Origin of the sequence: Neolewinella lacunae, from assembly GCF_014349155.1 — a bacterium.
Classification (GTDB): domain Bacteria; phylum Bacteroidota; class Bacteroidia; order Chitinophagales; family Saprospiraceae; genus Neolewinella; species Neolewinella lacunae.
On record NZ_JACSIT010000141.1, the window covers coordinates 311,674 to 326,528 of the forward strand.

A 14,855-nucleotide genomic window follows, 5' to 3' on the forward strand; every position below is an offset into this window, starting at 1 on the left:
ATAATTTGACCGGAGCGCCAGATAAAATAAATGCTTCCCGCTACCGCAAGTGGGCGTGGCGGCTGCTGGTACTGGTGCTTTTGCTGGCCTTTGCCTGGCAATGTTGGCGGGTTCTGGCGCTGCTGAACTGGGCGGAATTTCTGCTGGCCCTGGGTTCGGCCGACCGTTGGCCCTACCTGCTGCTGGCCGTGCTGTTGATGCCCCTGAACTGGTGGCTGGAGGCCCGCAAGTGGTTTCTGCTGCTGCGGCCTTTTTTGCCCTGGTCTTTCGGGCGTACCTGGCGGGCAACGCTGGCGGGGGTAAGCCTGAGCGCCGCCACCCCTAACCGGATTGGAGAGATCGGGGGGCGGCTGCTCGTTGCCCAACGCGCCGAATGGGCGGGGGTACTGACGAGCAGCGTTCTGGGCAGCGCCTGCCAGTGGATCGCCTTTTTGCTGCTGGCCTGGCCAGGGTTGGTGTGGACGGCCGGCGCCTACCTGGGCCGTGGATTGCCCTTCAGCATCTACTGGCTGATGCCGCTGGGGCCGGCGCTCCTCCTGCTTGGGTGGTGGGGAGGGAAGCCTGTGGTGCTGCGCCTGCTGGATTGGCTGGCCAGCCGCTGGGGCCTGGCTACGCAGGAGTTGGTCAACGGGCTGGAACACGTTAATTCCTGGTTAATGTTGCGGGCTGGCGCTTACGCTTGCCTGCGTTTTGGCGTTTATTGTACACAACTCCTTCTTCTGCTGGCCTTCTTTGGGCTTCAACTGCCCTGGTGGCGCGGCCTGGCGGGTATTGCGGGCATTTATTTGGTCCAGGCGGGCTTACCCCTGCCACCGGGCCTGAACCTGGTAACCCGAACGGAGCTTGGGCTGTTATTGTGGGGGAATTCGCCCGCTGCGGCCGCCGCCGTCCTGCTGGCTTTTACGAGCCTCTTTTTGGTCAACGTCTTAGTGCCAGCGTTACCCGGCTACTGGCTCATCGTCAAAAAAGAAAAAACAATGAACACCCTCTTTCGCCTCACCTTGCTCCTTGCCCTGCCCCTGGGCTTACTGACCAGCGCTTCCCGCCATGCGGAGGTAAAGGGGGCATCCGCAGCTGACCAGACTTACTTTGCACCTGCGTTCAGCGCCCTTCAGCACCTGCTTCCCGCCACCGCACCCACCCCTTTTCACCCACCGTTGGTGGCCCCGGACGTCTGCGAAATAGAAAACCGCACCTTCCAGCCCGGCGAAAAAATCGTTTATAAACTCTACTACAACTGGAACTTCGTCTGGCTGGCCGCCGGGGAAGTTACCTTTCTCGTCCACGACCTGCCCAACCAGTACCACGTGATGGTGCGCGGCCGGACTTACCCCAGCTACGAGTGGTTTTATAAGGTGCGCGACAACTACGAGAGTTACCTCGACAAGAAAACCCTGTTGCCCAAAATTCACATCAAAGACATCCAGGAGGGCGACTATACCCGCTACGACCGGACGACTTTCTATCAGGACGCCGGCAAAGCCATCAGCGAGCGCGGCAAAACCCGCGATGACCTGGCGAAGAAAGAAATAGCCCTCAACGAGTGTATGCATGACCTGATTTCCATCGTGTACTACGCCCGCAACCTCGAATATTCGGGTATGAAAAAGAACCAGGAAATCCCCATCAAAATTTTGATGGACCAGGAGATCTACCCCTTGAAAATCAAGTACCTGGGCGCCGAACCCGATACCAAAATCAAAGGCGTTGGCCGGTTTAAAACCCAAAAGTTCAGCCCTCAGCTCATTGCCGGCGAAGTCTTTAAGGAGGGCGACGAGATGAGCATTTACGTGAGCGACGATAAGAATAAAATTCCCGTCCTCATTGAGTCGCCCGTCAGTGTCGGCAGCGTAAAAGCCGTATTGCACAGCTACAAAGGCCTGAAGTACCCGATGACTGCCCAGATCGATTAGGTCAGGACCCCTGAGCGGGGCGGTTGCCAAACCCCCAATCAACTGTTACCTTTGCCGCGTTAAAAAATACCCTTATGCGGCAGATACTGACTCTTGTGGTGCTCTTTTCCCTGGCGTGCAGCTTTGTGGGTTGTGGATCCAGCGAAAGTTACGTCTTGATTGAGACCAACATGGGCGATATCAAGGTGCTCTTGTTCGACAATACGCCGAAGCACAAGGAAAACTTCCTGAAGCTGGCCGAAGAGGGCTACCTCGATGGTACGCTCTTCCACCGGGTAATCCCCGAGTTCATGATCCAGGGTGGCGACCCCGATAGCAAAGGCGCTGGCCCCAACGTCCCACTCGGCTCCGGTGGCCCCAACTACCTCATTGACCCCGAGATTGGTGCCCCTCACTTGCGGGGAGCCCTGGCGGCGGCGCGGACGTCGAATCCGGAAAAAAGGAGCAGTGGCTCGCAATTTTACCTCGTTACCGGCGTACTGCAAAGTGCCGCCACGCTCGATCAGTACGAAAGGGTCAAAAACATCAAGTACAGCCCTGAGCAGCGCGAAGCCTACATGACCCAGGGTGGCCGCCCCGACCTGGATATGGAATATACCGTATTCGGCCAGGTCGTTTCGGGCATGGAGGTGGTTGATAAAATCAGCGCCCTGCCCACGCGGCCGGGCAGCCGTCCCATCCAGGATGTCGTTATGGAGCGCGTCTCCGTTGTCCGTTAAACTCCCACTACCGTGCGTTACCTGCTTCCCCTTTTTGTTTTAGTGCTGCTGTTCAGCCAGTGTGCGGCCCCCAAGGCGTCCTTTACGGTGCCAAGCCAGACGGTCCGGGCCGCCGAGTACCTCACCTTTACGAACACTTCGCAGCAGGCGAGCAGCTACGCCTGGGATTTTGGCGACGGCCGCAGCAGCACCGAGGCGATGCCCCGTCACCGCTACTTTAAATCGGGCGATTACACCGTGCGGCTGACGGCGACGGACGAAAAAGGAAAATCCAAAACCACGACTCAAACCATCAACGTGACTCCACCCAAAGAATGTATCATCCGCATTGAAACCCCGCACGGCGAAATGCTCGCGCGCCTATCCGATGCTACCCCCCAACACCAGGATAATTTCGTGAAGCTGGTAGAGCAGCAGTACTACGACCAGCTGCTGTTCCACCGCGTCATCGAGGGCTTCATGATCCAGGGCGGCGACCCCGAGAGCCGCAACGCCGGGCCCGATGCGCGCCTGGGCTCCGGTGGCCCCGGCTACCAGATTCCTGCGGAATTCGTCGATAGCCTCGCCCACGTCAAAGGGGCCATTGCGGCGGCCCGGACGAACAACCCGGAGAAGAAAAGCAGCGGCTCCCAATTCTACATCGTCCACGGCAAGCCCGTGACCGACGCCGAGCTCAACCGCCAGGAAGGGCAAACCGGCGTGCGCTACCCCACCGCCGTGCGGGAAGCTTACCTGCGCGAAGGGGGCGTCCCCTTCCTCGACCAGGGCTACACCGTTTTCGGGCAGGTCTTCGAAGGCCTGGAGGTGATCGACAAAATCGCCGCCACCAAAACCCGCCCCGGAGACCGCCCCGTGGAAGACATGTGGATGAAGATCAGCCTCGTTCGCTAAAAACCGCTTTTGGCAACCGCAGTACCGGCACTTCTCTCGGCGAGGGGTGCCGGTATTTTTTTGCGCGGCCGCAGGTGCCCCCCCCGGCCCCCCGAGGGGGGGAGAAAGGATGAGGAGCAAGGGGAGGAGGGATTACCCGTTCCCCGGCGATTGCCTTTAGGCCGATACACTCCATCCACGCTGTACCGCAACTGGGAAAGCGGCCGCTGTCCCGTACTTTTACCCACCCCGGGCGATGAGACCAAAACCATCGCCCCCAACGACCGCATGGAGACGCGCACCTACGGCATACGGCACCATGGCCCGGGCTCGGCCCGCCGGCTGGTGGCGGCGTTGGCGGCCTACGAGCCCGATCTGATTTTGATTGAAATGCCCGCTGACGTCGGGGCGGGCCTCCTGGAAGTTGTCGCGAGTGGCATGCGCCCGCCAGTGGCCTTGGTGCTCTACGATGCCAAAGACATTGAAAGGGCCAGCTTTTATCCTTTCGCCAGTTTTAGTCCGGAGTACCAAGCCATTGCCTGGGCTGCCGGGCGGGGGGTGGAGGTGCGGCCCATTGATCTCCCGGCCCAGCATTATCTGGCGCAAACGGCGGCACACGTTCCCCCCACTTTGTTTGCTGACCCCACGCCACCGCCCGAGGAGGCCTCGCCCATCCCTGGTAAAAGTGCGAAAGCGCTCCGGAGACAATTGCGGCAAGACCCGCTTTCCCTGCTCGCTGAGTTGGGGGGCTACGCCGACGGAGAAAGCTGGTGGGATGCTACCCTGGAGCGGGGAGACACGGACGCGGAGGCCACCTTTGCTGCCCTGCGCGAAATCATCACGGAGCTGCGCACGGCCTTTCCCGCAGCCTCGGATGCCGAGAACGAACGCCGCGAAGCGTGGATGCGCAACGAAATCCGGCAGGCCCTGAAATCGGGAGCCGAGCGGGTAGCCATCGTCGTCGGCGCTTTTCACCTCTCTGCGGTGACGGAGGTCCACCGTTTTCCGGCGGCAACGGACAAGGCACGGGTGAAGGGACTGCCAAAGGTGAAAATCGCCCGGGCCTGGGTGCCCTGGTCTTACCCCCGGCTGGCCAAGGCGGGTGGCTATGCGGCGGGCGTGATCAGCCCGGCCTGGTACGGACTCCTGTACGAATACCCCACCGCCGCTACTGCCCGCTGGATGGCTACCGCCGCGGGTTTGTTGCGGGAGGCGGGTTACGACGCCAGTCCGGCGCTGGCCTCCGAGGGGGTGGCGCTGGCCGAAGTGTTGGCCAACCTGCGGGGACACGAGCGTCCCGGCGGCAACGAACTGGAGGAGGCCCTGCTGGGGACTCTGGCGGCGGGCACCCCCGAACGCCTGGCCCTGATCCACGAAAAACTGACGGTGGGGACAACCGTGGGCTTCGTCCCGCCCGGCGTCACGACCGTCCCCCTGGCCGAAGACCTGCACCGCGAGTTGAAAAGCACCCGGCTGGCCAAGCTCTGGGAAACGGCCGGTCAACAGTACCTGAAGGCCACGAAAACCGCTCCGCGGGGCGGCATTGACCTGCGGACGGACAACGACCTGCGCAAAAGCCACCTGTTGCACCGCCTCAACCTGCTCGACATCCACTGGGGCACCCTGCAACCTGCCGGCCCCGATGCCTTGAGCAGTTTCCGGGAAGTGTGGCTGCTGGAGTGGCAACCCGAGTTCAGCCTTTACCTCATCGAGCGGGCCAGCTACGGCAATACCCTGCCCCTGGCGGCGGGGCGCTACGCCGTGGAAAAAGCCCTGGGGCTGCCGACCGTACTTCCGCTGGCCCAGCTTACGCTGGACTGCCTGCGGGCCAATTTGCCCGAGGTGGTGCCCGACCTGCTGGCGGCACTGCGGGCGCGGGCGGCGGAGACCAACGACGTGGCTTCGCTGCTGGCTGCGCTGCCGGCCTTGGTACAAACCAGCCGCTACGGGGATACGCGCAAGACGGATACCTCCGGCCTGGTGCAAATCATTGACGAGCTCTTGCCCCGGCTGGCGGCCGGCTTGCCCGCTGCGGCAACGAACATTGACGACGAGCAGGCCAGCGAAATGCTGCGGCAACTGGCGGCGGCCAACTACGCCCTGGCCCAACTCGAAAACGAAACGTATGACGAGATCTGGATTGGCGGCCTCCAACGGCTGGCAACGACCAGCGGAGCGAATCCTCTGCTGACCGGGCACGGCGTACGGCTGCTCTACGAACACGGGCAGTTGGATTACGCGGCGGCTGCCCAACGTTTCTCCCGGGCGCTCTCTGCGGCCAACGGTGCCCACGACGTGGCGCAGTGGCTGACGGGCTTCCTCTACGGCAGCGGGCAATTGCTCTTTCACTATCCGCCCCTGTGGGGGCTGGTCGACGAATGGGTGCGCGGCCTCGCCTGGGAAGACTTTGAGCTGGTGCTGCCCTTGCTGCGGCGCACTTTTGCCGACTTCAGCAGCTTCGACCGGCGCAGGTTGCTGGGGCTGGCGGTGGCGGAGCAGGGAAAAACGCAGGTGGAGGAAGAGCGCGAGCCGGGGCCGCCGTCCGCGCCACCTACGGCAGAGCATCCGGCGGAGGATTTGGTGGAGGCGTTGTTGGGTTGGCTCGGGGGGGGCCAATGAGTGAATGCGTGAATGCGCGAATGAGTGAATGGGGGCCTTGTGGAAGCAGGGCAAGTTGGGTGCTATAAAATAATTTTTTTGCTGGTTTCTTTAGTGACAAAATTTTGGTTTGAAAAATTGATATTCAAATTTTTGTGAATATTTTCTCTTGAGAAATAGCGATTTTCGGAGGAACAGGCTCAACGCACAGTTCTAAAGATCCATCCCGGGCGGTAGCCTGTCCCTTGCGGCAGCCTGTCTCGTGCGGTAGCCCATTCACTACGGCGGCAGCCTACCACGTGCGGCAGCCTATCACGTGCGGTAGCCCATTCACGCATTCACTCATTCGCTCATTACCAAGGATTGCTGGTATCTTCGCCCAATGCGAACCCAGGGCCAACATCTTGCTGAGTTGCCGCGTCATTTCCACGCGCTGCGCGGGCCTTACCTGAAGTGGGCGGTCAGATTTCGTCAGCCGGTGGAGGTGTGCCTGGCGCACTACCGGCGGGCATTGATTGGGTGGTACGAAGCGCGCATTGCGCCGGTGGAACCCTTTGTGGGAGAGGTCGATCACTACGTCAAAGAAGTGGCGGAGGTATACTTTACCGACCAGTTGGAGAAGGCGGTGTTGGTGGCCGACCGACGACCGATTACTGAACTGGGCTACGCCAACGACCAAAACCCGCTGAACCACTTGCCGCGGCCGATCCAGCTGAACGAGACCCAGCAACTGATGCTGCGGCTGTTTCAGGAGCAGGGGAAAAATTGCCGGGAGTTGTTGCTCATGGCCGACTACCACCGCCTGACGCCCGACCGGCTGGCGCAGGTCTTGAACCTGGATGGGCAGGTGGTGGAAGTAGAAGAACGCCGCCGCAAATGCCTGCTCATGGTGCGGGAAAGCTGGCAGGCGGCCGGCATTACCGATCCGGCGCACCACCCCAGTCCGGCGGATGAGGACCGCCTGGACCGTTACTACGAAGGCTTGCTGGACACGACGGAGCGGTGGGAAGTGGAAGCCCGCCGATCGAGCGATGTGGTCTTGCGCCGGGCGATGGAGCTGCGGGAAGACTGGGCGGCCGTATTGACCGTAGCGGGGCGGCTCGATTTGATGTCGACGCTGCAACGGGAAGAGACCCACTATGCCGTCCGACGTCCCACGGCACCTGCGGACGCGCAAAAAGAAATCAAACTGACGCCGCGCCGCAAACCCTTCCTCCGTATCGGTTCCTTTCAGTTGCCCGGGCTGGAAACCGCGCTGGCGGGACTATTGGCTGTGGCCCTGGCCTGGTTATTGTACTCCACCTTCGGCGCAGCGGCCCCCGAGCGCAAAGCCGTGGCCCACTTTGAGCCCTTTCCGAACATCTTCCAGCGGATGCAGCCCCGCAATGAAGACGAGCGCGACCTGCAACGGATTTTACGGTACTACGACCGCAAGGATTACCTGACGGCCTACGATGAACTGCTGCCCGTAGCCCCCGCCTACCCCGCCGCACCACTTTACCTGGGCGTCTCGGCCCTGGCTCTGGAACAACCGACGCGGGCGCTGGAGTGGTTTGCGCAGATTCCCGAAGGCAATTACTACCGGCCCTTCGCCGAATGGTACGAGGCGCTGGCCTACCTGGCCGAAGGACGCAAACCGGCGGCCATCATCACCCTGACGGAAATAAGTGAAACCCCGGGCCATCCCTACCAGGGCAAAGCCCGCGCCCTGCTGGCGGAACTGTAATTCGGGCTATCTTCGCCCTCCCGTTGGCTAAACGGCGCAAAAAATCCCTTCCCTTGGTTTACCTCGAACTTACCAGTGTCTCCAAAATTTACGGCGAAAAAGTGCTCTTCGACCGGGTGGACCTGCAAGTGGCCAAAAACACCAAAGTAGCCATCGTGGCCAAAAACGGCACGGGTAAGTCTACCCTGCTCCGCGTAGCCGCCGGCGTGGACCTGCCGGAAGGGCCGGGGGCGAAAATGTACGTCCACAAAGACGCCCGCCTGGCCTACCTGCCCCAGGAACCGGAGTTTGGCACCAACGCAACGGTGATGGATGCCGTCTTCGACAGCGACAACGACCTGGTGCGCGCCGTGCGCGACTACGAAGAGGCCCTCTCGCGCACCGACCAACCCGAGCGCCTGCAACGGGCCCTGGCGAAGATGGACGAACTGCAGGCCTGGGACATTGAGTCGCGCATCAAAGAAGTCCTGTTCAAGCTCAACATTGAGCATTTTGACCAGAAGGTGAGTACCCTCTCCGGTGGCCAGCGCAAACGCGTCGCCCTGGCCAAGCTCATCATCGATTCGCCGGACCTCATCATCATGGACGAACCGACGAACCACCTCGACCTGGACATGATCGAGTGGCTCGAAGAATGGCTGCAGGCGACCAACCTTACCTTGCTGATGGTGACACACGACCGTTACTTCCTGGAGCGGGTTTGTAACCGGATCATCGAACTCGACGGCGGCAACATCTACCACTACACCGGCAACTACTCCGAATTTCTGGAGAAAAAAGCCACCCGCGAGGAAACGGAGAGTGCTGAGCTGGCTAAAGACAAAAAGCGGCTTAAGAAGGAGCTGGAGTGGGTGCGCCGCATGCCGAGCGGGCGCGGGACCAAGGCGAAGAGCCGCCTGACGGCCTACGATGATCTGAAGAGCAAGGTGGGGGGCTTCCGGCAGGAGGAAGAACTGACCATCGAGATCAAAGGACAGCGCCTGGGCAGTAAAATCCTGGAAGCCCACAACATCAGCAAATCCTACGGCAACCGGGAGTTGGTAAAGGGCTTCAGCTACAAATTCCAGAAAGGAGAGCGTGTGGGCATCGTCGGGAAAAACGGCGCGGGCAAATCGACCCTCCTGCACATGCTTACCCAGGAACTGGCGCCGGATACGGGCAAGGTGGTGCACGGCAGCAATACCGTCTTTGGCTACTACACCCAGGATGGCATCAATTTGCCGGAGGATATGCGGGTCATTGAAGTCATTCGGGAAATCGCCGAGTTCATCCCCCTGGAAAAGGGACTGAAATTGACGGCCCGCGGCCTGCTGGAGCGCTTCATGTTCAACAGCAAGCAGCAGCAGGTGTACGTCAGCCAGCTCAGCGGCGGAGAGAAGCGGCGGCTCTATCTGCTCACCATCCTGATGCAGAACCCTAACTTCCTCATCCTGGACGAACCGACGAACGACCTGGACATTATGACGCTCAACGTGCTGGAAGAATTCCTGATGGACTTCCCCGGCTGCGTCCTGATCGTTTCCCACGACCGTTTTTTCCTGGATAAGCTGGCCCACCACCTCTTCATTTTCGAAGGAAACGGCAAGATCCGCGACTGGAACGGCCTGTACACTGAATACCGCGAAAAGCTCAAAGAAGAGGAAGCCGCCGAGAAAGCCAGCGCCGTGGCCAAAGCTCCTCCGGTGGCTGCGCCCAAGACCGCTCCCGCCGTAGAGATGAGCCAGGAAAAGCGCAAAGCCATCCGCCGCATCGAAGGGCAACTGGCGAAACTGGAAGAGCAAAAGCAAAAGATCAACGCCCAGTTTGAAAACGCCGCCGAACTGGATACTGCTAAGATTGCGGCGCTGGGCAAAGAACTGGCCAGCCTCAATGAACAGATTGAGGAGAAGGAGTTGGAGTGGATGGAGTTGGTAGAGTGAGTGAATGGGTGAATGAGTGAATGAGCTGCCGCACGAGGCAGGCGGGGGAGCTAATAATTGAAGGGGCTGCCGCACTATGCAGGCGCGCGTTCCAATCCAGGTGTCTACTAAAGTTGCGATATTGGGTTTGAAGATCGCGCTGGATTCAAGACAGCGGAGGCCTAGTTGCCGGGTTTTTTATTCATCAAATAAGAAGATCATGACCATTCTCCTCACTGGGGTATCGACGGGCATCGGCCAAACCACGGCCCAGTTGTTGTTGGAGCGGGGGTACCGCGTGTACGGTTCCGTCCGCAAGCCCGAAGACGCGGCAGCCTTGAGTAGTCATCCGGCCTTCCATACTTTGGTTATGGATGTGGTGGACCGCGACAGCGTCCGCCGGGCTATGGCCGTCATTGCCGCGAGTGGGGAACAGTTGACGGCGGTGATCAATAATGCGGGTATTGCGGTTTCTGGTCCGCTGGAAACGATGCCCGAGGCCGACTACCGGCAGCAGATCGAAGTGAACGTCTTTGGTACGCTGGCCGTCTGCCAGGAGGCCCTGCCTTTGCTCCACGCCGCCCGCGCCGCCGGGGAAAGCAACGTGAAGATCATCAACATCAGCAGTGTTTCGGGTTACGTGGCGGCGCCCTTTACGAGCATGTATTCGGCCAGCAAATTTGCCGTTGAGGCCATCACCGACGGCCTGCGGCGGGAACTGACGCCCTTCGGCATTGACGCCATCAGCATCGCCCCTGGGCCGGTAAAAACCCCGATCTGGGCCAAAGGCCGCACCTACACCCACGCCTACGAAGGCACGCGCTACGCCTACATCCTGGAAAAACTGGGTCCCTACACCCGCGCCAACGAAGAAGGCGGCATCGAACCGGAGAAAGTCGCCGAGCTCATTCTGGAGACCCTCCGCGACCCACGGCCCCGCCCCGATCGGCTGATCATGCACAAGGCCTGGATCATCCGCATCCTGCGGCAACTGCCCAAGCGGGTGCAAGACAAGCTCTTTTTGCGGAATTTGGAGGTGAATCGGCGGTATTGAGTGGGGGGAAGTGCTTATCTTGGCCACGGTGCTTTCCATTTGGCCAGTAATTCAAGCGGAGGATGGGAAGGATGGGCTCTTATAGTTGAGCATTCTATACACCCTACGGGTCTGAATAGTCCCGAGGTTCTGGTTAGCGACCTTGGAGGAGATTCTGAGAAGGGGGGAGGCAGGACGATTTGAATACTAAATTAGATGTGCCTAAGCCTAGAAAAACGGGCTGGCTATGAAATTACTCTTCATTTTTGTAAAAAATAGTACAAGTTAGCGGAAAGTACTATCTTTCCACCATGTTATCGCCGTCATTCAAGGCCGTTTACACCAAGCGCAGAAGTGATTGGCCCCTGATTTTAAGGTGTTTAGCCCCGATTTGCTGTCGGCCATGGAACAGTTGGAGAAGAGGTTTGAGCCTTTGGAAGGCACACAAATAATTGAGAACGGCAACAGCTTTACTCCGCCAAGTAAAGATTCTTTGAAATTACCGATTAAACGTTCAACGCGGATGGAGAATAGCAAGAAAGGTGATGGTCCGTTGGGCAACAAAGAGTAAGGGGGGCTCGTAAAACCCCAGAAAAAGCAATTAAGTATTAAGAAACATACTGTATTGATTGTCAGATTGATTGGTACTTTAAGAATCTAGCTTGTCTAATTAAATAGACCTAAATAGCCACTAGGTTTTTAAATTTACAGGAACTACACACAAAAAAATTACTATGCTAGAAGTTAGAGACACAGCGTTCAAGCATTATTTCGGATTCATTGCTGAACGGATGAACATTTTTTGGAATAGAGTGGAAGGGAAAAATAAGCTAACTGATGACAGTATACTAAAAGAACACAAATTTACGAATGTATACAGGGTGCTAGATAGGGTTAGCCAATATCTAATTAGCGAGGTGATATACAACCCAACAGAATCCTCTGAAGAAGAAGATATTTTTACAAGAATTATAGTCTTCAAAATTTTTAATAAAATAGAGACATGGGAGTACATAAAAATTAATTACGGAGAAGTGACATATTCTAATTTTGATCCGGAGCGTTTGTCTCGGATTCTTACGGAATTACAAATAAGAACGCCTATATTTAGTGCTGCATATATGATGACCGGTTCTCATTCACGATACAACCATTTGAAGACCAAGCATCACAAATGGCTCTACATGGTTCAGGAAGAATTAATTAATGGCCGACTCTTCTTGGATATTTTAAAGTCTAAATCGCTTGAAGAAGTTTATGTTCTGCTGAGGAATTGCTCATTTATGGGTGACTTCATCGCATATCAGTATGCTACCGACTTAAACTATTCTAATTGCATTGACTATGATGAAAACAGTTTCGTCATGGCTGGTATTGGTGCTGTAAGAGGCATTAAAAAGTGCTTCAAAAACCTTGGGGGGCTATCAACAGAAGGTGTTATAAGGCACGTTTATGATAACTTTGAATTTTACGCAGAGAAATATGACTGCACATCCATTAAACTTCTCAGTGGTAGAGATCTAAAGCTAATAGACTTGCAAAATTGTTTTTGTGAAACTGACAAGTATCTACGTGCCAAGATGCCGGAATTATCAGTAGGGAATAAAAGAATAAAGCAAAGATATAAATCTGTTAATAAACCTATTTCGTATCGCTTTCCTCCTAAATGGGGCGTCAACGAAATCAAATCTTCATCATGGAACTTATCACATCAGGAATTAACTCTTTTCTAATAGGTACGATCAAACTAATACTTGAGAAAGGAAGAGAAAGAGTGACAGGAGGTTCAACCTGTTATGAATTACCTGAGCCTATTCTCATCAAAATGACCAATCCTAGGTCAAGAGTCATTACAATTAAAGAGCGCGATTGGAACCCCTATTTGCCTTACGTTGAAAGCCTGTGGATTGCTACAGGAAGTAATGAAATTGAATTCCCCACTTATTATGTGAAGAAACTAGGGGAATTTTCTGACGATGGTAAATACATGAGAGCAGGATATGGCCCCAGGATTCGTTTTTATGACGGTAATAGTTTTGATTATAAAATCGATAATTTATATACTCCTTCAAAAGGATTCGTTGATCAACTGAAATTCGTAGTTCTAGAACTTACTCGGGATAAATTCTCAAGACGTGCGGTTATAACTATAGGAGATCCTAATAAAGATTGTTTTGACATCAGCGGCAATATTAAGCAGACTAAAGACTTCCCATGTACTAGGCTTCTTCACTTTCAAGTTCAGACAGATAATACTTTAGACTTAATGACTACCATGAGGTCTAACGACCTCGTTTGGGGTGCAAGTGCTGTTAATGTATTTAATTTTACGCTGATGCAAGAGTATGTCGCTGCTATCTTAGGGCTAGATATTGGTTCATACTACCATTTTGTTTCCAACATGCATATTTATGCCAGGCATCTTGACCTAGCAAAGAAAATTGCCTTGGTAAAAAGTTATGACGAAGATACCTCATACATCGAATATACATATCCTACTAGTTGGGAGGCCTTCACATCCCAGTTAGATAATTTAGCAAGAGCCGAACAGTCCGTCAGACAAACCAAGGAGGCGAAGCCATCTATCAGCGCTTACACGTTTTTCGATGACTGGTATCAAGCACTAGCGACCTATCATACCGGCGACACATCTAGGATTCTTAACCCTCACCTAAAAAAAGCGTTGGACACGAAACTTCCCGCCTTTTAATGTTGTTTGTCTGCAAATCGATATTCATGACAAAGGAATCTATTCAAAAAATCACAGACAAGTTAACTGAAACCCTTGTTCGAAAGAATCAAGACTATGGCGGTGCTAGTTTTGACCTAGGGATGCAAGGGAATTTTGTACACATCTATGACAAAGTCTCTCGTCTTAGATCACTTGTTTGGAACAAAAACTCACCAAATTTCGAATCAGTCGAGGACTCCCTCATGGATCTAATGGGGTACTGTATAATAGGTCTCCATATCTTGGAACAAGAAAATACGTCAAGTGATGAGCAAAAAATCGAGTAACGTTTTCATAAGTCATCATAGCAAGGATGACATGCACATCGGCAAAATGAGGGAGCTTCTCGCAAGGGGGGGGTATTCAATCAAGAATAGCTCAGTAGACTCAAGTCGTTGGAACCGAGCAACTGATGAGGGTTATATTCGTAGGCTCCTTAGAATGAGAATAAACTGGTCCGGAACTTGCATCGTTTTGTTATCAGATACAACTCATTCAAGAGAGTGGGTAAATTGGGAAATAGAAACAGCTAATAGACTTGGCAAAAGAATTATCGGAGTTCACTGTTTAGGAAGTACAGGTTGCGAGCTTCCAGAAGCATTGAAAAAGTATGGTAACGCTATAGTTGGGTGGCAATCGGATCGCATTATAGGAGCTATAAATGGTACGATCAATAACTTTGAGGAACCTGACGGAAGTAGCTCTGATGCATTATTTTCTTCAAGTTCAGTTGTTTGTTAGGTGAAATTTTTTATCTACAAAGTTACGCGAGACGTAGGCTTTGCCCCCAACCCTTTTGACGGCTGGTGTACCCTTGCCTGTTGTAAACCAAGAGTTCGCAAAGCAGCTATGATAGGAGACTATATAATTGGTATGGGTTCTAAAAAAGCTAAAAATCTAGGGCATCTAATATACATAATGAGAGTTACTGAGGCGCTCACTTTCAACCAGTATTGGAACGATTCTCGTTTTCAGGTTCGAAAACCGAACATGAATGGGAGTTTGAAGGCTTTGCGAGGTGACAATATATATCACAAAACTAATGAAGGAAACTGGCTTCAGAGTAATTCTCATCATAGTAATATAGATGGAAGCACGAACCAATTGAATCTTTTCAAAGATACCGCTGTAGATAGAGTTCTTCTTTCAAACGATTACCTATACTTTGGCAGTAAAAGTATAATAATTGAAGAAAAGTGGGTAAATAATATTTCCATAAGTAATAGGGATTTTGAATATGCTAAGGACGAAAATGCCGCTCTAGACTTTGTCACGCATGTGAAGGAAATTTACGGACGAAACTATATGTATATTGCAGATCCTAGTGGATTTGAGCAGCTCATTAGGTATAACCCTCGATAATAAAA

The 14,855-nt window shown here is 54.6% G+C and carries 13 protein-coding genes; all 13 read left to right on the forward strand.

Annotation, left to right across the window (positions count from 1 at the left end):
* The first annotated feature begins 5 nt into the window (after nt 1–5).
* The 13 genes from H9S92_RS22360 to H9S92_RS17050 all read left to right on the forward strand — a co-directional run bounded on the left by H9S92_RS22360 (nt 6) and on the right by H9S92_RS17050 (nt 14,850).
* Nucleotides 6–1,913 carry a DUF3108 domain-containing protein gene (locus tag H9S92_RS22360; protein WP_187467884.1) on the forward strand — a complete coding sequence of 636 codons (1,908 nt, stop codon included), beginning with the start codon at nt 6–8 and terminating at the stop codon, nt 1,911–1,913.
* Between the two features lie 74 nt (nt 1,914–1,987).
* Nucleotides 1,988–2,632, forward strand: a complete 645-nt coding sequence (locus H9S92_RS16995) for a peptidylprolyl isomerase (protein ID WP_187467885.1) — start codon at nt 1,988–1,990, stop codon at nt 2,630–2,632.
* 12 nt (nt 2,633–2,644) lie between these two features.
* A complete protein-coding gene (locus H9S92_RS17000) occupies nt 2,645–3,523 on the forward strand; it encodes a peptidylprolyl isomerase (protein ID WP_290283640.1) in 879 nt (292 codons plus the stop codon).
* Between the two features lie 150 nt (nt 3,524–3,673).
* Nucleotides 3,674–6,121, forward strand: a complete 2,448-nt coding sequence (locus H9S92_RS17005; RefSeq protein WP_187467886.1) for a DUF5682 family protein — start codon at nt 3,674–3,676, stop codon at nt 6,119–6,121.
* Nucleotides 6,122–6,482: 361 nt separating this feature from the next.
* Nucleotides 6,483–7,826 carry a tetratricopeptide repeat protein gene (locus H9S92_RS17010; protein WP_187467887.1) on the forward strand — a complete coding sequence of 448 codons (1,344 nt, stop codon included), beginning with the start codon at nt 6,483–6,485 and terminating at the stop codon, nt 7,824–7,826.
* Between the two features lie 53 nt (nt 7,827–7,879).
* Nucleotides 7,880–9,745: a ribosomal protection-like ABC-F family protein gene (gene abc-f, locus H9S92_RS17015; RefSeq protein WP_187467888.1), complete on the forward strand. Its 1,866-nt coding sequence runs from the start codon at nt 7,880–7,882 to the stop codon at nt 9,743–9,745.
* A gap of 199 nt (nt 9,746–9,944) precedes the next feature.
* Entirely contained in the window at nt 9,945–10,778 is an 834-nt protein-coding gene (locus H9S92_RS17020; RefSeq protein WP_187467889.1) for an SDR family oxidoreductase, read from the forward strand.
* A 337-nt stretch (nt 10,779–11,115) separates the two neighbouring features.
* The gene (locus tag H9S92_RS17025) at nt 11,116–11,328 is read left to right on the forward strand and encodes a hypothetical protein (protein ID WP_187467890.1); all 213 of its coding nucleotides are present in this window, start codon (nt 11,116–11,118) and stop codon (nt 11,326–11,328) included.
* 163 nt (nt 11,329–11,491) lie between these two features.
* On the forward strand, nt 11,492–12,490 hold the full coding sequence (locus tag H9S92_RS17030; RefSeq protein WP_187467891.1) for a nucleotide kinase domain-containing protein: 999 nt from the start codon (nt 11,492–11,494) through the stop codon (nt 12,488–12,490).
* A complete protein-coding gene (locus H9S92_RS17035) occupies nt 12,454–13,467 on the forward strand; it encodes a thymidylate synthase (protein ID WP_187467892.1) in 1,014 nt (337 codons plus the stop codon). The genes H9S92_RS17030 and H9S92_RS17035 overlap by 37 nt, the downstream gene beginning before the upstream one ends.
* Before the next feature lie 26 nt (nt 13,468–13,493).
* On the forward strand, nt 13,494–13,775 hold the full coding sequence (locus H9S92_RS22875) for a nucleotide modification associated domain-containing protein (RefSeq protein WP_187467893.1): 282 nt from the start codon (nt 13,494–13,496) through the stop codon (nt 13,773–13,775).
* Complete coding sequence (locus tag H9S92_RS17045) at nt 13,756–14,229, forward strand: TIR domain-containing protein (RefSeq protein WP_187467894.1); 474 nt, start codon at nt 13,756–13,758, stop codon at nt 14,227–14,229. The genes H9S92_RS22875 and H9S92_RS17045 overlap by 20 nt, the downstream gene beginning before the upstream one ends.
* Entirely contained in the window at nt 14,230–14,850 is a 621-nt protein-coding gene (locus H9S92_RS17050; RefSeq protein WP_187467895.1) for an Nmad2 family putative nucleotide modification protein, read from the forward strand.
* Nucleotides 14,851–14,855: the final 5 nt, after the last annotated feature.